At 74.3% G+C, this 15,218-nt stretch carries 18 protein-coding genes and 1 riboswitch; of the genes, 5 read left to right on the top strand and 13 right to left on the bottom strand.

The window, feature by feature from the left end; genetic code table 11:
• Positions 1–77: 77 nt before the first annotated feature.
• The 5 genes from AB0442_RS35510 to AB0442_RS35490 all read right to left on the bottom strand — a co-directional run bounded on the left by AB0442_RS35510 (position 78) and on the right by AB0442_RS35490 (position 4,330).
• Positions 78–959: a hypothetical protein gene (locus AB0442_RS35510; RefSeq protein ID WP_366167680.1), complete on the bottom strand. Its 882-nt coding sequence runs from the start codon at positions 957–959 to the stop codon at positions 78–80.
• A gap of 188 nt (positions 960–1,147) precedes the next feature.
• Positions 1,148–1,972 carry a thioesterase family protein gene (locus AB0442_RS35505; protein WP_366167679.1) on the bottom strand — a complete coding sequence of 275 codons (825 nt, stop codon included), beginning with the start codon at positions 1,970–1,972 and terminating at the stop codon, positions 1,148–1,150.
• Between the two features lie 175 nt (positions 1,973–2,147).
• Positions 2,148–2,588 carry a transcription antitermination factor NusB gene (gene nusB / locus AB0442_RS35500; protein ID WP_363541732.1) on the bottom strand — a complete coding sequence of 147 codons (441 nt, stop codon included), beginning with the start codon at positions 2,586–2,588 and terminating at the stop codon, positions 2,148–2,150.
• A 2-nt stretch (positions 2,589–2,590) separates the two neighbouring features.
• Entirely contained in the window at positions 2,591–3,154 is a 564-nt protein-coding gene (gene efp, locus AB0442_RS35495) for an elongation factor P (RefSeq protein ID WP_366167678.1), read from the bottom strand.
• A gap of 69 nt (positions 3,155–3,223) precedes the next feature.
• Positions 3,224–4,330: an aminopeptidase P family protein gene (locus AB0442_RS35490; protein ID WP_344624213.1), complete on the bottom strand. Its 1,107-nt coding sequence runs from the start codon at positions 4,328–4,330 to the stop codon at positions 3,224–3,226.
• Between the two features lie 334 nt (positions 4,331–4,664).
• Between AB0442_RS35490 and rpmG the strand changes: the two genes are divergently transcribed.
• Both rpmG and AB0442_RS35480 read left to right on the top strand, forming a co-directional pair.
• Positions 4,665–4,829 (top strand): 50S ribosomal protein L33, encoded by a 165-nt coding sequence (rpmG, locus tag AB0442_RS35485; protein ID WP_344624212.1) that lies wholly within the window; start codon positions 4,665–4,667, stop codon positions 4,827–4,829.
• A 55-nt stretch (positions 4,830–4,884) separates the two neighbouring features.
• Positions 4,885–5,130 (top strand): type B 50S ribosomal protein L31, encoded by a 246-nt coding sequence (locus AB0442_RS35480; protein WP_366167677.1) that lies wholly within the window; start codon positions 4,885–4,887, stop codon positions 5,128–5,130.
• Positions 5,131–5,199: 69 nt separating this feature from the next.
• Here AB0442_RS35480 and AB0442_RS35475 read toward each other — a convergent pair whose 3' ends face one another.
• Entirely contained in the window at positions 5,200–5,775 is a 576-nt protein-coding gene (locus AB0442_RS35475; RefSeq protein WP_366167676.1) for an XRE family transcriptional regulator, read from the bottom strand.
• Between the two features lie 95 nt (positions 5,776–5,870).
• Here AB0442_RS35475 and AB0442_RS35470 point away from each other — a divergent pair, with 95 nt between their 5' ends.
• Complete coding sequence (locus tag AB0442_RS35470; RefSeq protein WP_366167681.1) at positions 5,871–6,719, top strand: DMT family transporter; 849 nt, start codon at positions 5,871–5,873, stop codon at positions 6,717–6,719.
• 40 nt (positions 6,720–6,759) lie between these two features.
• Here the strand turns inward: AB0442_RS35470 and AB0442_RS35465 are convergent, their stop codons facing one another.
• Positions 6,760–7,875 (bottom strand): HoxN/HupN/NixA family nickel/cobalt transporter, encoded by a 1,116-nt coding sequence (locus AB0442_RS35465; RefSeq protein ID WP_363541737.1) that lies wholly within the window; start codon positions 7,873–7,875, stop codon positions 6,760–6,762.
• Positions 7,876–7,906: 31 nt separating this feature from the next.
• Positions 7,907–8,111: riboswitch (cobalamin riboswitch) on the bottom strand.
• 82 nt (positions 8,112–8,193) lie between these two features.
• Here AB0442_RS35465 and AB0442_RS35460 point away from each other — a divergent pair.
• Positions 8,194–8,556 (top strand): metalloregulator ArsR/SmtB family transcription factor, encoded by a 363-nt coding sequence (locus tag AB0442_RS35460; protein WP_363541738.1) that lies wholly within the window; start codon positions 8,194–8,196, stop codon positions 8,554–8,556.
• Between the two features lie 216 nt (positions 8,557–8,772).
• Entirely contained in the window at positions 8,773–9,819 is a 1,047-nt protein-coding gene (locus AB0442_RS35455; RefSeq protein ID WP_366167675.1) for a phosphatidylinositol-specific phospholipase C domain-containing protein, read from the top strand.
• 43 nt (positions 9,820–9,862) lie between these two features.
• Here AB0442_RS35455 and AB0442_RS35450 read toward each other — a convergent pair whose 3' ends face one another.
• The 6 genes from AB0442_RS35450 to aroC form a co-directional block, all read right to left on the bottom strand.
• Positions 9,863–10,669 carry a DNA-formamidopyrimidine glycosylase family protein gene (locus tag AB0442_RS35450; RefSeq protein ID WP_366167674.1) on the bottom strand — a complete coding sequence of 269 codons (807 nt, stop codon included), beginning with the start codon at positions 10,667–10,669 and terminating at the stop codon, positions 9,863–9,865.
• A gap of 216 nt (positions 10,670–10,885) precedes the next feature.
• Positions 10,886–11,710: an AAA family ATPase gene (locus AB0442_RS35445; RefSeq protein ID WP_366167673.1), complete on the bottom strand. Its 825-nt coding sequence runs from the start codon at positions 11,708–11,710 to the stop codon at positions 10,886–10,888.
• 76 nt (positions 11,711–11,786) lie between these two features.
• Positions 11,787–12,230 carry a type II 3-dehydroquinate dehydratase gene (aroQ, locus tag AB0442_RS35440; RefSeq protein WP_363541743.1) on the bottom strand — a complete coding sequence of 148 codons (444 nt, stop codon included), beginning with the start codon at positions 12,228–12,230 and terminating at the stop codon, positions 11,787–11,789.
• On the bottom strand, positions 12,227–13,315 hold the full coding sequence (aroB, locus tag AB0442_RS35435) for a 3-dehydroquinate synthase (protein ID WP_363541744.1): 1,089 nt from the start codon (positions 13,313–13,315) through the stop codon (positions 12,227–12,229). The genes aroQ and aroB overlap by 4 nt, the downstream gene beginning before the upstream one ends.
• Positions 13,312–13,833, bottom strand: coding sequence for a shikimate kinase (locus AB0442_RS35430; protein ID WP_366167672.1), 522 nt, complete (start codon positions 13,831–13,833; stop codon positions 13,312–13,314). The genes aroB and AB0442_RS35430 overlap by 4 nt, the downstream gene beginning before the upstream one ends.
• Entirely contained in the window at positions 13,830–15,014 is a 1,185-nt protein-coding gene (aroC, locus tag AB0442_RS35425; protein ID WP_366167671.1) for a chorismate synthase, read from the bottom strand. Before aroC ends, AB0442_RS35430 begins: the two co-directional genes overlap by 4 nt.
• Between the last annotated feature and the right edge of the window lie 204 nt (positions 15,015–15,218).

Genomic DNA, 15,218 nt, shown 5'->3' with positions numbered 1-15,218 from the left:
GGGGCGTGCGGCAGCTGCCGCACGCCCCGCCGTGGTTCCGCCCCCGGCCCGCGCACCGGCACCCCGCACCGCCGCCCTCAGCACACCGTGCCCAGGCTGAAGCCCGGCTCGGCCCGCACCTCGTCCAGCTCGACCGCCGCCGGCGCGTAGCCGCCGCCCTCGCTCTCCCAGGCCCACGCGACCTGCCGGTACTCGCCGCAGGCACCGGCCGACCCCTGCGAGCCGTGCAGCAGCGCCGCCCCCGGCAGCTCCCGGTAGAGGCCCGCGCACAGCACCGCGCAGACCAGGTCCAGGTCCTCGTCGTTGATCCGCACCACCCCGTCCTCCCAGTGCAGGATCCGGGCCTCCGCCTCCAGCCGGCCGCCCGGCGCCTCCACCGCGCACAGGAAGCGGTACGCGCCGAACCCGGCCCCGACCAGCATCCGGCGGAACAGCTCGGCGCCCCGCTGGTGCGCCTGCCGCACCAGCGCCGCCTCATCCCCGCCGTCCCCGCCGTCCCCACCGGGCACGCGGTCCAGCAGCAGCTCGACGTGGCGCAGCGTCAGACCGTTGTCCCGCGCGCGGACCAGCCGCGGCACGAAGTCGCCGACGAGCTCCTCGCCCTGGTACGGCAGCAACTGCGTCTGCAGCGGCGGATTGACCAAGTACCGGTCCCGGGATGCCGGCTCGGCCGGGTCCAGCCGGTGCAGCAGGCAGAAGTCGGCGAAGTCGTCGACGTGGAACATCCGGGCCTGCACGGTGCCGTACGTCCGGCGGGCCTCGGCCAGCAGCACGGCGGTGTCCAACAGGTAGCTGTCGAAGTCCGCGGCGTCCGTGAGGCGCCAGGCGCGGGCCCGCTCGAAGTCCTCGGCGCTGGTGAGGATGCCCGTGACGAAGGCCTCCTCGCCGTGCGGACGGCCTGCGGCGGCGGCGTTGGCGGTGCAGCGGGAGGGCCGGGGGGCGCGGGGGTTGCGGGACATCGTCGACTCCTGCGGGGCGGTGCGGTCGGTCGCCCCTGTTCCTCCCCATCCCCGCGGGCCGCACACGCACCGGTTGTCACAGCCCTGTAACTGAAAGCAACGAGGCGTCGGCGGCCGCCCCAAGGGGCACGGGCGACACCCCAGGGGTGTGGGCAACCACCCGGGGGCGCGTGGGGGCAGCCCGCGCCTCAGGACCTGGGGGCGCGGGCGAGTTGGCGGGACTGGGCGACCAGGCGGCCGGTCTCGTCCCAGATCTCGCAGTCCTCCTCGAAGTAGCCGCCGGCCAGGTTCCGGGTGGCGTGCGCGACGCGGAGCCAGCCGGGCGCCGGCTTCGCCCGGAGGTGGACGGTGAGTTCGACGGTCGGCGCCCAGCCCGGCCGGCCGAGGTCGAAGGTGACGGGCGGCAGGGAGTCGGCGACGAGCAGCAGGAGCAGCGGGTCGGGCTGCCGCCCGTCGGCGAGCCGGAACCAGCCCTGGATGCGGCCGTTCCCGGAGGGCTGCCCGAGGGCCCAGCCGACGGTGGCCGGGTCGAGCCGGAGGTCGAACCGCTCCAGCAGCGCGGCCTGTTCGATGAGCTGCGGCGGCGCGTGCTCGACGCCGATGCATTCGTCCGGCAGCGGCATCACGGGCGGCAGGGCGCTGGTCGCGACCTCGGCGTCGAGGGTGTCGAGGTCGCCGAAGGTGGCGAGCACCCGGAGCCGTTCCTCGCCGTCCTGGAGGAGCGAGGCGGTGCCGGTGGTGAGGCTCCGGCCGCGGCGGACGGTCTCGGTGCGGACGGCGGCCGGGCCGGGGCGGGAGGCGGAGAGGTAGTGGCCGGTGATGGAGAACGGGTCTCGGTGGTCGCCGTTGGCGAGGGAGAGGGCGTGCCCGGCGACGGCGAGCAGCAGGCCGCCGTTGACGCCGCCGCCGATCTGCCAGCCCGCGCCGAGTTCGGCGTCGTACCGGCCGGGCTCCGCGGCGTGCGGGGTGAGTGCGATGCCCTGGTCGAACTCGCTGCGTGTCGCGGTGGTCATCGGTGGTACGCCCTTCGCCTCAGCCATTACTCGCCAGTAGCCTACGCCTCCGCACGGGGCGGGCGAAGACCCGGGAGCGGACGGCGGCCCGGGAACGCGCGAAGGCCGCCGGACCGGTTCGGTCCGGCGGCCTCTCGGGCCGTCCGTGCGGGGCGCGGGGCCCTGGCGCGACGGCTCAGTCGCGGCGGATCTGCGGCTTGAGATCCATGAAGCGGGCGAGCAGGCCGTTGACGAACGCCGGGGACTCGTCGGTGGAGTACTCCTTGGCGATCTCTACGGCCTCGTCCAGGACGACCGCGTCCGGGACGCCGTCCTCCCAGATCAGCTCGTAGGCGCCGATCCGCAGCACGTTGCGGTCCGCGATCGGCATCCGGTCGAGCGTCCAGCCGACCGCGTAGGTCGAGATCAGCTCGTCGATCCGCCGGGCGTGGCCGGTGTAACCCTCGATCAGCTGCATGGTGTACTCGCCGACCTGCGGGGTGGTCTCACCCGGCTTGGCCTCACGTGCCCGGCCCACCCACTCGGCGAGCACGCGCTCGGGCGCGACCCCCCGGTGGTCGGCCTCGAAGAGGATCTGGAAGGCCCGGGTGCGGGCCTTGGTACGCGCGTTGGACACGATTACTTGACCCGGCCGAGGTAGCTGCCGTCGCGGGTGTCGACCTTGACCTTCTCACCGGTGGTGACGAAGAGCGGGACCTGGATCTCGGCGCCGGTCTCCAGGGTGGCCGGCTTGGTGCCGCCGGTGGAGCGGTCGCCCTGGACGCCCGGCTCGGTCTCGGCGATGGTGAGCTCGACGGCGGCCGGGAGCTCGACGTACAGCGGGACGCCCTCGTTCTGGGCGACCAGGGCCTCGAAGCCCTCGAGCAGGTACTTGGCGGCGTCGCCCACGGTGGAGGCGTCGACCGGCACCTGGTCGTAGGTGTCCATGTCCATGAAGATGAACTGCTCACCGTCGCGGTACGAGTACTGCATGGTGCGCTTGTCGACGTTGGCGGTCTCGACCTTGATGCCCGCGTTGAAGGTCTTCTCGACGACCTTGCCGGTCAGGACCTCCTTGAGCTTGGTGCGCACGAAGGCCGGGCCCTTGCCGGGCTTCACGTGCTGGAACTCGACGACGGACCAGAGCTTGCCGCCCTCCAGCTTGAGGACCATGCCGTTCTTGAGATCGTTCGTAGAAGCCACGAGCGCACTAACTCCTGATATAGCTGTCAAGGAACCAAGGGCTGCGCCTCCTGCCTCCCGCTGCGCGGGCTACAGGGCGAGGAGCTCCTTGGTGGTGATGGTGAGCAGCTCGGGCCCGCCCTCCTCGAGGGGGCGTACGACGAGCGTGTCCTCGATCCGGACCCCGCCCCGCCCCGGGAGGTGCACCCCCGGGCCGACGGTGACCGGCACGCGATTGTCCAGTTTACCCATGTCGGCGGGTCCCAGGCGCGGCGCCTCCCGGATCTCCAGGCCGATGCCGTGTCCGACCGGGTGCGCCGGGCTGTCGGTGTGGCCCGCGGCCTGCAGCACCTCGCGGGCGGCCAGATCGGGTACGGACTCCGAGACGCCCGGGCCGAGCGCTTCGCGTCCGGCCCGCTGGGCGCGGAAGACCAGCCGGTGCAGTTCGACCTGCCAGGGCGCCGGCGCGGCGCCGATGACGAAGGTCCGCGCGGTGGAGACGCCGTACCCGCGGTAGCAGGCGCCGAGCACGACGGTGAGGAAGTCGCCCTCCTCGACCCGCCGGTCGGTGGGCTGGTGGGCCTCCAGGCCGGAGTGGCTGCCGGTGCCGACGGAGACCGGGAAGGCGGCGCGGTCGGCGCCGTGGTCGATCATCCGGCGTTCCAGCTCCATCGCCAGGTGCCGCTCGGTGCGGCCGACGAGGATCGACTCCAGCAGTTCGCTGAGCGCCTGGTCGGCGATCTCGGCGGCGATCCGCAGGTCGGCGATCTCGTGCTCGTCCTTGACGACGCGCATCCCCTCGACCGCGGTGCCGAGGTCGGCGAGCCGGACGCCCTCGGCGACGCCGGCGAGCGCGCGGTGGCGGCGGACGGTGAGGTCGTGCTCCTCGACGGCGAGGTCGAGGACCTTCAGCCGGCCGGCGGCCTCGGCGGCGGCCAGCGCGGTGTCGGTGTCGGCGGGCACCAGCAGCTGGCCGATGTCCGGCCCGAGCAGGTGCTCGCCGCCCTCCTCGGGCGGCAGGTCGTCGGGCAGCGCCAGCAGTGCCCGCTCGCGGGTGAGCAGCAGGCTCGCGCCGCACGGCGGGCAGCCGGTGAGGTAGCGGACGTTGGAGGCGCGGGTCACCAGGGCCGCGTCGACCCCCGACGCACTGCAGTGCTCCCTGAGGCGCTCCCGCCGCGCCGCGTACGCATCGGACATGCCACGAGCCTACGAACTGCGGACGGCCCGCGCCCGTCGAGCCGGGCGGGCCAGGCCGCCCGGCCCGGGACGGGCCCGGAGGGCGTGGTGCGGCGGGCGCGGGGGCGCGCACGGCGGGTCGCGGACCGGTCGGCGGCGCGGGGCCGAACGGGGGAACGGACCGGCGGACGGACGGGCGGACGGGAAGGGGGCGAACGGGTCGGGACGGGTCGGGACCGGGCGGGACCGGGCGGGAATGGAACGCCCCGGGCTCGCGTTGGAGCGGATACGAAAACGACTTCCGTTTCGGACAAGATGCCCGGGGCGGAGGTTCGGAGCCACCGAGGAGGAGCAGATGGCCCGCAGCGAACTGCGCCCGGTCGTCCGACTGAGGTCGACCGCCGGCACCGGTTTCACCTACGTGACGCGCAAGAGCCGCCGCAACGACCCGGACCGCCTGGTGCTGCGCAAGTACGACCCGGTCGCCCGCGAGCACGTGGCCTTCCGCGAAGAGCGCTGAGCCCGGTCGCAGGCCCCGCCCGGCACGTCCACCGACCCCCGAAGGAGCAGCCCCCGTGAAGAACGGCATCCACCCCGCCTACCGTCCGGTCGTCTTCCGCGACAAGGCCGCCGACCGGTCCTTCCTCACCCGCTCGACGCTGACGTCCGCCTCCACGGTGGTCTGGGAGGACGGCACCGTCCGCCCGGTGGTCGACGTGGAGACCTCGTCGGCGAGCCACCCCGTCTGGACCGGGCGCGCCCGCGTCCTGGACCAGGCCGGCCGGATCGAGCAGTACCGGCGGCGGTACGGCCGCGACTGACCGTCCCGCGCACGACCGCGCCCCCCTCCCCGGCCGGGGAGGGGGGCGCTTCGGCGTGCACCCGCGGGATCAGCGCGGGGGCGGCGGCACCGAGACCACGAGGGTGAGCCGGACGGGCACCTCGCCGTCGTTGCGGTAGCCGTGCGCGGCGGCCGCCTCGTAGGAGGCGGTGGAGCCGGCCGGCACCAGGTGGTCGCGGCCGTCCAGGGTGAGGGTGAGTTCGCCCTCCTCGACCCGGGCGATCTCCACGGTGCCCGCGGGGTGCGGGTCCGAGCCGTGCCCCTCCCCCGGCAGGATCAGCCACTGCCAGAGCTCCAGCGGGCCGGGCGCCTCGATGCCGTTGAGCAGCACCCCGGTGCCGCCCTTGGCGCCCGACCAGAGCTGGACGGCCTCGTCGTCGGGGACGATCCGCACGGTGGAGGTCTCGTCGTAGTCGAGCAGCCGGGCGATCGAGGCGCCGAGCGCGTCGGCGAGCCGGACGACGGTGCCCACGCTCGGGTTGGTCCTCCCCTGCTCGATCTGCACGATCATGCCGCGGCTCACCCCGGAGCGGGCCGCGAGTGCGTCGAGGGTGTGGCCGCGGTCGGCCCGCAGCCGCTTGAGGTTGCGCGCCAGGGCCTGGGTGATCAGATCGGGGTCGGGCATACCAGTCCAATGAATTGATTCGTCCGGTTCACTCTGTTGACCTAAGCTGCTGGGACACCGAGCGTCCACCCGACCGTACTCCGGAGTCCACTGTGCTGTCCCAGCTCCTCGCCCTCGCCGCCAGCCTGCTGTGGGGCATGGCCGACTACGGGGGCGGCTCGCTCACCCGCCGGCTGTCCGCGCTGACCGTGGTGGTCGCCTCGCAGGCCGCCGCGGCCGTCCTGCTCGTCCTGGCCGTCCTCGCCGTCGGCGGCGCGGGCGGGGCCACCGCCGACCTCTGGTACGCGGTGGCGGCGGGGGTGATCGGGCCGTTCGCCCTCCTCGCCTTCTACCGCGCCCTCGCGCTCGGGCCCATGGGGGTGGTCTCGCCGCTGGCGACCGTCGGCGTCGCGGTGCCGGTCGGGCTCGGGCTGCTGCTCGGGGAGCGCCCCGGCCCGGCGCAGGCCGCCGGCATCGCGGTCGCCGTGCTCGGCGTCGCCCTGGCCGGCGGTCCGCGTCGCGGCGGCGGCACGGTCGGCCTGCGGGTGCTGGTGCTGACGCTGTCGGCGGCCCTCGGCATGGGCACGGCGATGGCCCTGGTCGCCCGGGCCTCCGACGGCGGCGGGCTGCTGCTCGTGCTGTGCGTGCAGCGGCTCTGCAACGTGGCGGTCGGCGGCGGCGTCCTGCTGGCCGGGCGCCGTGGGCGGGAGCCCGGTGCGCCGGGGGCGCTGCGGCGGAGCCTGCCCGCGCTGACCGCGGTCGGGGTGGCCGACGTCGCCGCGAACGCCGCCTTCGCCGCCGCCTCGCACCGCGGGTCGGTGGCCGTCGCCGCGGTGCTGGCCTCGCTCTACCCCGTGGTCACCGCGCTGATGGCCCGGGGCCTGCTCAAGGAGCGGCTGCGGCGCGTCCAACTGCTCGGCGCGGGCCTCGCGGTGGCGGGCACGCTGCTGCTGGCGGCGGGCTGACACCCCGTCCGCCGCTCGGCGCGGCCGCCCGCGGGCCATCTCAGCCCGCCCCGCCGGGCGTCCAGCGCTGCTCGACCCGGGCGATCCGCCAGTAGCCGATCGCCGCCGCCCACACCACCACGAACAGGCCGACGATGACGAAGCCGACGTTGTCCAGGCTGAGTCCGGCGATCCAGCCGCTCACCGGGTCGGTCAGGCCCAGCTTGTCGTGCAGCACCGCGACGAGCTCGATCGTGCCGATGACGAAGGCCACCGCGATCGACAGGCCGGTGATGGCGAGGTTGTAGAACACCTTGCGGACGGGGTTGGAGAACGCCCACTGGTAGGCGAAGTTCATGAACGTGCCGTCGAGGGTGTCGAACAGGCTCATCCCGGCGGCGAACAGCAGCGGCAGGCAGACGATCGCGTACCAGGGCAGGCCCGCCGCGGCGCCCGAGCCGGCCATCACCATCAGCGTCACCTCGGTGGCGGTGTCGAAGCCGAGGCCCAGCACCATGCCGACCGGGAACATCTGGCCGGGGCGGGAGATCGAGCGGGTGGCGCGGCGCAGGACGCGGTTCATCAGGCCGCGCGAGTCGAGCTGCCGTTCGAGCTCCGCCTCGTCGAAGGTGCCGGCCCGCATCGCCCGGAAGACCCGCAGGATGCCGAGCAGGGCCGCCAGGTTGAGCGCGGCGATCAGGTAGAGGAAGGCGCCGGAGGCGGTGGTGCCGATGGTGCCGAGCACCTGGTGGGTGGTCGAGCCGTCGTCCATCAGCACCCCGGCCAGCTGGGCGCCGCCCGCGACCAGGGCGGCCATCAGCACCACCATCGACGAGTGGCCGAGGGCGAACCAGAAGCCCACCGAGACCGGTCTCCGGCCGTCGGCCATCAGCTTGCGGGTGGTGTTGTCGATCACCGCGATGTGGTCGGCGTCGAAGGCGTGCCGCATGCCCAGGGTGTAGGCGGTGATGCCGAGTCCGGCGCCGAACACCTGGGTGCCGACCTCGTAGCGCTCCGGCACGACCAGCAGGAAGAGCGTGCCGAAGGCGGCCACGTGCATCGCCAGGATGACCGCCAGCAGACCGGCCGTGCGGAGGGTGTCCTCCCGTCGCCAGCGGAAGGCGGGCAGGCCGGGGGCGGTCGGCGGCGCGGCCGTACCGGTTGCGGGCAGGGTCATCTGCGGTTCACGCTCCAACACCTCGTGGAATGACGTCGTGAGGTGCCGTGGCCGGTCTCCTGGCTCACGGGGAGGTTCTGACGGTGCCCGTACCCGGCCTTCCCGGGCGCGCCTGCGCCCAGTGACCCGCGAGGGGTACGGATTGACTCCCCGTTCACAGTGGCGAGGGCCGCTCCGGACTCGGACCCCGAGGTCCTGCACCGGTCTTCCCGAACACCACGGCTGCTCCACCGTAGGGGTGACGGACCGACAGCTGCAAGCCTGCACAACCGCGCAGGTGTCGTAGATCACGGCCGGTCGGCCTGCGAGAATGCCGCCATGCACCTCCTCCCCGCCGATCGCGCAGGCCACCGCACCATCGACGGGCACCGGGTCTGCGAGGCGATCGCCGGGATCGGCGACACCGGGCGGGTCCGGGCCTGGGCGGAGCTGTTCGGCCTGCTCGCCGACCCGGGGCGGCTGGCGCTGCTGCTCGCCCTGCACACCACCGGGCCGCTGGCCGTCACCGACCTGGCGCTGGCCACCGGGATGCGCGATCCGGCGGTCTCCCAGGCGCTGCGGCTGCTGCGCGCCGCGGGCGTGGTCGAGGGCGAGCGGGACGGCCGGGTGGTGCGCTACCGGCTGACCGACACCGCGGTGGCCGAGGTGCTGGAACACGGGGTGCTGGGGCGTGCCGACTGAGCGCCCGCCCGGAACGACCGCCCGCACGGCAGGAACCCCTGCACGGCACGGACCCCTGCACGGAATGAGGGCTTCCTGACGGTTTGTCAGTGGGACGGGGGGTCAGCTTCAGCCAAGTTTTCTTGTCATGTCACCTCGAAGCCGTTCCGGTGGCCCATGCTTCCGGAGGCGGTCCGTCCGGCCCGCCGTCCCCAGGCTCCTGACGAGGAGACACCCGTGAAGCTTCGCCGTACGTTCGCCGTGGGGCTGCTGGCCGCGGCCGCCACCCTGCTCCCCGCGCACCAGTCCGGCGCCGCCACCGGCGGCGGCCTGCCGTTCGGTTCGGCCACCGCCGTCGGGATCCACAACACCTACGACCCGGCCGCCTTCCCCTTCCTCGCGCAGAGCCTGGACACCGGCACCGGCATGATCGAGCTCGACGCGTGGACGGACACCGTCACCAAGGAGTGGAAGGTCAGCCACTCCAACCCGCTCGGCAACGCCAACAACTGCACCGCCGCCACCGGCCCGGCGACGCTGTACAGCGGCGGCACCAACAAGGACCTCGAGTACTGCCTCGACGACCTGCGGATCTGGCTCGCCGCCCACCCGTCCAGCGGCCCGCTCGTCGTCAAGCTGGAGCTCAAGGGCGGGTTCGCCGCCAACCGCGGCATGGGCCCGGCCCAGCTGGACGCCCTGATAGCCGCCCACCTCGGCAGCGCCGTCTTCCGCCCCGCCGACCTGCTCGCCAAGCCCGGCGGCGGCAGCTACCCGAACCTCGACGAGGCCGCGAAGGCCGGCAACTGGCCCACCCGCGACGCCCTCGCCGGCCGGGTCCTGGTGGACGTCATCCCCGGCACCGTCGAGGAGGGCAACCCCTTCGACACCCTGCACACCGACGTCGAGTACAGCCGCTACCTGCGCGACCTCGCGGCGGCCGGCAGGGCCGGCCAGGCCCAGGTCTTCCCGGTGGTGCACGGCGCCGTCTCCGGCGACCCGCGCAACGCCTACGGCGAGACCAGCATCCGGCCCTGGTTCGTGGTCTTCGACGGCGACGCCTCGGCGTACGTCGGCGGCATCGACACCGGCTGGTACGACGCCCGCCACTACCTGCTGGTCATGACCGACGCCCACAACGTGGCGCCCGCCATCAGCTCCACCGACCCCACGGCCGACCAGGCCCGGGCCCGGGTGACCCAGCTCGCGGCCGCCCACGCCAGCATCGTCTCCAGCGACTGGCGCAAGCTGCCCCAGGTGCAGTCCATGGTGCTGCCGCGCGGCTGACGGACCGTCGCCCTGCCCGGCCGGCGGCCGGGCAGGGCCGCGCTCAGCGCCGCTGGCAGCCGGGGCACCAGAAGAGGTTGCGGGCCGCCAGCGACTCGGTGCGCACCGGTGTCCCGCAGACCAGGCAGGGCATGTCGGTGCGGCGGTAGACGTACACCTCGCCGCCGTGGTCGTCGACCCGCGGCGGCCGGCCCATCGCCTCCGGCGTGTGCTCCGGGCGGACGGTGTCGATCCGGCCCGCGCCGACGCCCGCGTGCATCAGGGCGACCAGGTCGGCCCAGATCGCGTCCCACTCCTCGCGGGTGATCCTGCGGCCCTCGCGGTGCGGGCTGATGCCGAGGCGGAAGAGCACCTCGGCGCGGTACACGTTGCCGACGCCGGCCAGCACCTTCTGGTCCATCAGGAGCGCGGCGACGGTGGTGGAGCTGCGGGCCATCCGCCGCCAGGCGGCGTCCGGATCGGCGTCGGGGCGCAGCGGGTCCGGCCCGAGCCGGGCGTGCACGGCCTCCTTCGCCGCAGGGTCGAGGAGTTCGCAGGTGTTGGGGCCGCGCAGGTCGGCCCAGCCCTCGTCGTTCGCCATCCGCAGCCGCACCTCGCCGACCGGCGCCGGGGCACCGCCGCTGCCGAAGGTGAAGCCGCCGTACAGCCCGAGGTGGACGTGCAGCCAGTCGTCGCCGAAGCCGAGGAAGAGGTGCTTGCCGTGGGCCTCGGCCTCGTCCAGCGGGCGGCCGTCCAGTCGCGCGGCGCCCTCGGCGAACCGCCCCTGCGGGCTGCTGACCCGTACCGGCCGGTCGGCGAACACCCGGTGGTTCTCGTGGGCGAGGCGGTGGATGATGTGGCCCTCGGGCACGGGCGTCAGCTCCTCGTCTGGTCCGTCGCGGTCCCTCCATCATCCCAGGCGCCAGTGACACCCCGGGCACCCGCCCGGGACAGGGGCCAGCTCACGAGGGTCGTTCACGGTGGCCCACGTCCGCCGTGCGCTGTTCCCCGCACCCCCAACCACCCGGCCGCAGCCGGGAGCGGACCACGCCGTCGGCGTCGGGCACCGTCCGGGCACCGCTGCCGGTCACGGTCGGCCGGTGAGGCGGGACATGATGGCGCGGTCGAGGGCGGCGGCGGTGGAGGCGACGTCGAGCTGGGAGTTGTCGATGATCGGCAGGCCCGAGGTGCGCCAGCCGGCCATCCGGCCGTGGATGCGGGCGACCTCCTCGTCGCTGAGCCGGCGGTTGCCGCTGCGGCGGGCGTTGCGGGCGAGCACCGAGTCGAGGCCGGGCAGCAGGACGACGGGGATCATGCCGGGGCCGATGTGGCGCTTCCAGCCGCCGAGGCCGATCGCCGGGCGGTCCGGGAAGACGGCGTCGTCGATGATGCAGGAGATGCCGTTGGCGAGGTAGTTGCGGCAGGCGAAGCCGCAGGTCCGGCGGGCCAGCCGGTACTGGGCCTCGGAGGCGTTGTTCCAGCCGGACTGCGGGTTGGCGAAGCCGGACTGCACCCACTCGCGGACGTCGTCCAGGCTGATGTGCGCGGTGGGCATCGGCTGCCGTTCGGCCCAGTGCCGGGCGACGGTGGTCTTGCCGGCGCCGGCCGGGCCGATCAGCAACACGGCTATCGGGCCCGTGGGCAGCTGCTGCTGCGGCGGGTGCGCGGGCAGTTGGACGGGCGCACCGGTCGGCAGGACGAAGTGGCCGGTGGCGCCGGGCGGCACGCTCATGGCGGCCGTGGGCGGCGCCGCGGGCGCCGCGGGAGGCACCGCTGCGCCGGGCTGCGGCTGCGCGGCGGGCTGCTGCGGGTACGGCGGCCGGCCCACCCCCGGTGCGGCGCCCGGCCGGGCCGGGTACGGCGGCGCGACGGGTCGCGGAGGCATCGGTCCTCCCCCGGTGTACTGCGACATCGTCACCTCCCGACCGGGACACTACACGTCGGCCCGGTGGCGGGCACAGTCCGCCACCGGGCCGCGTGATCGCACGTCAGCGGGTGGTGAGCTCCTCCGCGATGGCGCGCAGCGCCAGTTCGTAGGAGCCGAGGCCGAAGCCGGCGATGGTGCCGGAGGCGATCGAGGCGATCACCGAGTTGTGCCGGAAGGTCTCCCGCGCGTACGGGTTGGAGATGTGCACCTCGATGAGCGGCGCGGTGCGCTGGGCGGCGGCGTCGCGCATCGCGTACGAGTAGTGCGTGAAGGCGCCCGGGTTGATCACGACCGGGGTCTTGGCGTCGGCGGCCTGGTGCAGCCACTCGACCATCTGCAGCTCGGAGTTGGTCTCGCGGACCTCGACGTCGAGGCCGAGTTCGGCGCCGAGTGCGGTGCAGCGGTCGACCAGCCCGGTGTAGGAGGTCGCGCCGTACACGTCGGGCTCGCGGCTGCCGAGCCGGCCGAGGTTGGGGCCGTTGAGGACGAGGACCCTGGTGGTCATCCGGACACCTCCGCGTAGGCGGCGACCAGCAGGGACGGGTCGGGCCCCTCCAGGATGGAGGTCTTGGCCAGGCCGTCCAGGACGACGAAGCGCAGCAGGTCGCCGCGGGACTTCTTGTCGATCTTCATCGCGTCGAGCAGCCGCGGCCAGGCGTCCGCCCGGTAGGTGAGGGGCAGGCCGACCGAGCCGAGCACCCGGCGGTGACGGTCCGCGGTCTCGTCGTCGAGCCGGCCGGCGAGGCGGCCGAGTTCGGCGGCGAAGACCATGCCGATGGAGATGGCCGCGCCGTGCCGCCACTTGTAGCGCTCGTTGCGCTCGATGGCGTGGCCGAGGGTGTGGCCGTAGTTGAGGATCTCGCGGCGGCCGGCCTCCTTGAGGTCGCCGGAGACCACGTCGGCCTTGACCTGGATGGCCCGCCGGATCAGCTCCGGGGTGTGCGGCCCGGACGGGCTGGTGGCGGCCTCCGGGTCGGCCTCGACGAGGTCGAGGATGACCGGGTCGGCGATGAAGCCGGCCTTGATCACCTCGGCCAGGCCGGAGACGTAGTCGTGCTTGGAGAGCGTCTCCAGGGTGGCGAGGTCGGCGAGCACGCCGGCCGGCGGGTGGAAGGCGCCGACCATGTTCTTGCCCTCGGCGATGTTGATGCCGGTCTTGCCGCCGACGGCGGCGTCGACCATGCCGAGCAGGGTGGTCGGCATGGAGATCCAGCGCACGCCGCGCAGCCAGCTGGCGGCGACGAAGCCGGCCAGGTCGGTGGTGGCGCCGCCGCCGAGGCCGACGATCACGTCGCTGCGGGTGAAGCCGGTCTGGCCGAGCACCGACCAGCAGTACGCGGCGACCTCCGCGCTCTTGGCGTCCTCCGCGTTGGGCACCTGGAGGGCGATCGCCTCGTAGCCCTCGGCGGCGAGGTCCTCGCGGACCGCCTCGCCGGTGGCGGCGAGCGCCTCCGGGTGGATCACCGCGACCCGCTTGGCCTTGCCGCCGATCAGCGGGGCGAGCTCGCCGAGCAGCTGGTGGCCGACCAGCACGTCGTAGGGGTCGTGGCCGGCGCTGCCGCCGACGTGGATGGTGACGGTGTCGGTCATGCCTGCTTCAGCTCCAGTGCTTCCATTACGGCGTCCGCGACCTGCTCCGGGGTGAGCCCCTCGGTGTCGACGACGGCCTTGGCCACCTCCAGGTAGAGGGGGCGGCGGGCGTCCATCAGCTCGCGCCAGCGGGCCCGCGGGTTGACCGCGAGCAGCGGGCGCGGCGCGTCCAGGCCGACCCGCTTGACCGCGTCGCCGAGCGCGACCTCCAAGTACACCACCGGCAGGCCGGCCAGCAGGGCGCGGGTGGCGTCGGCCATCACCGCGCCGCCGCCGAGCGCGAGCACCCCGGGGTGGGTCTCGGCGGCGGCGCGGACGGCCCGCACCTCCAGGTCGCGGAAGTGCGGCTCGCCCTCGTCGATGAAGATCTCCGGGATCGGCTTGCCGGCCGTCTCCTCGATGTCGGCGTCGGTGTCCCGGAAGCCGACGCCGAGCCGTTCGGCGAGCAGCCGGCCGACCGTGGACTTGCCGGCCCCGGGCGGGCCGACCAGCACGACGACCGGTGCGTCCCCGCTCATCGGACGATCAGGTGGTCGAGGTAGGACTGCACGTTGCGGCGGGTCTCGGCGACGTTGTCGCCGCCGAACTTCTCGGCCACCGCGTCGGCCAGCACCAGCGCGACCATCGCCTCGGCGACGATGCCGGCGGCGGGCACCGCGCAGACGTCGGAGCGCTGGTGGTGGGCCTTGGCGACCTCGCCGGTGCGCACGTCCAGGGTCTGCAGGGCGCGCGGTACGGTGGCGATCGGCTTCATCGCGGCGCGCACCCGCAGCAGCTCGCCGGTGGTCAGGCCGCCCTCGGTGCCGCCGGAGCGGCCGGAGGTGCGGCGCACGCCGGCGGCGGTCGGGACGATCTCGTCGTGCGCCTTGGAGCCGGGCACCCGGGCCAGCTCGAAGCCGTCGCCGACCTCGACGCCCTTGATGGCCTGGATGCCCATCAGCGCGGCGGCCAGGCGGGCGTCCAGGCGGCGGTCCCAGTGCACGTGCGAGCCGAGGCCGACGGGCACGCCGTAGGCGAGCACCTCGACGACGCCGCCGAGGGTGTCGCCGTCCTTGTGGGCCTGGTCGATCTCGGCGACCATCCGCTCGGAGGCGTCGGCGTCCAGGCAGCGCACCGGGTCCTCGTCGAGGCGGGGCTCGTCGGCGGGCAGCGGGTAGACGCCGAGCGGGGCCCGGGCGGCGCCGAGCTCGACGACGTGCGAGACCAGCTCGATGCCGCAGGTCTCCTTGAGGTACGAGCGGGCGACGGTGCCGATCGCGACCCGGGCCGCGGTCTCGCGGGCGGAGGCGCGCTCCAGGATCGGGCGGGCCTCCTCGATGGAGTACTTCTGCATGCCGGCGAGGTCGGCGTGGCCGGGGCGCGGGCGGGTCAGCGGCTCGTTGCGGGCGAGGCCGGCCAGGATCTCCGGGTCGACCGGGTCGGCCGACATGACCTGCTCCCACTTCGGCCACTCGGTGTTGCCCACCATGACGGCGACCGGGCTGCCCATCGTCAGGCCGTGCCGGACGCCGCCGAGGAAGGTCACCTCGTCCTGCTCGAACTTCATCCGGGCCCCGCGGCCGTAGCCGAGCCGGCGGCGGGCCAGGGCGTCGGCCACCATCGCGGTGGTGACCGGCACACCGGCCGGCAGGCCCTCCAGCGTCGCGACCAGTGCGGGGCCGTGCGACTCCCCCGCCGTCAGCCAGCGCAACCTACCCAACGGAGCTCCTTCGTCAGCGGCCCGGCCCGCGCGGCACGGGCCGACCGGGGCTTTCGTCCGGCGGGCCCGGCCTCGGGCAGGAGGCCACCGGGCCCGCACACTGCTCCGATCCTTTCATGCCGCGGGGCGGGGCAGGCGCGTGGTCCGCGTGGCGGACACCCGGATGGACACCCGCAGGTTTGCCGCGCCCGGGCCCGGGTAACG

Origin of the sequence: Kitasatospora sp. NPDC085895 (assembly GCF_040702125.1) — a bacterium.
Lineage (GTDB): Bacteria > Actinomycetota > Actinomycetes > Streptomycetales > Streptomycetaceae > Kitasatospora > Kitasatospora arboriphila.
This window is presented reverse-complemented; position numbering and strand designations above follow the sequence as displayed.

What these genes read in the sequence shown, in the direction of transcription:
- aroQ (WP_363541743.1), bottom strand. Translation starts at nt 12,230, where the DNA reads ATGACCACCAGGGTCCTCGTCCTCAACGGCCCCAACCTCGGCCGGCTC.
- AB0442_RS35510 (WP_366167680.1), bottom strand. Translation starts at nt 959, where the DNA reads ATGTCCCGCAACCCCCGCGCCCCCCGGCCCTCCCGCTGCACCGCCAAC.
- AB0442_RS35465 (WP_363541737.1), bottom strand. Translation starts at nt 7,875, where the DNA reads ATGACCCTGCCCGCAACCGGTACGGCCGCGCCGCCGACCGCCCCCGGC.
- AB0442_RS35445 (WP_366167673.1), bottom strand. Translation starts at nt 11,710, where the DNA reads ATGTCGCAGTACACCGGGGGAGGACCGATGCCTCCGCGACCCGTCGCG.
- aroB (WP_363541744.1), bottom strand. Translation starts at nt 13,315, where the DNA reads ATGACCGACACCGTCACCATCCACGTCGGCGGCAGCGCCGGCCACGAC.
- AB0442_RS35430 (WP_366167672.1), bottom strand. Translation starts at nt 13,833, where the DNA reads ATGAGCGGGGACGCACCGGTCGTCGTGCTGGTCGGCCCGCCCGGGGCC.
- AB0442_RS35490 (WP_344624213.1), bottom strand. Translation starts at nt 4,330, where the DNA reads ATGTCCGATGCGTACGCGGCGCGGCGGGAGCGCCTCAGGGAGCACTGC.
- AB0442_RS35460 (WP_363541738.1), top strand. Translation starts at nt 8,194, where the DNA reads ATGCACCTCCTCCCCGCCGATCGCGCAGGCCACCGCACCATCGACGGG.
- AB0442_RS35505 (WP_366167679.1), bottom strand. Translation starts at nt 1,972, where the DNA reads ATGACCACCGCGACACGCAGCGAGTTCGACCAGGGCATCGCACTCACC.
- AB0442_RS35475 (WP_366167676.1), bottom strand. Translation starts at nt 5,775, where the DNA reads ATGCCCGACCCCGATCTGATCACCCAGGCCCTGGCGCGCAACCTCAAG.
- rpmG (WP_344624212.1), top strand. Translation starts at nt 4,665, where the DNA reads ATGGCCCGCAGCGAACTGCGCCCGGTCGTCCGACTGAGGTCGACCGCC.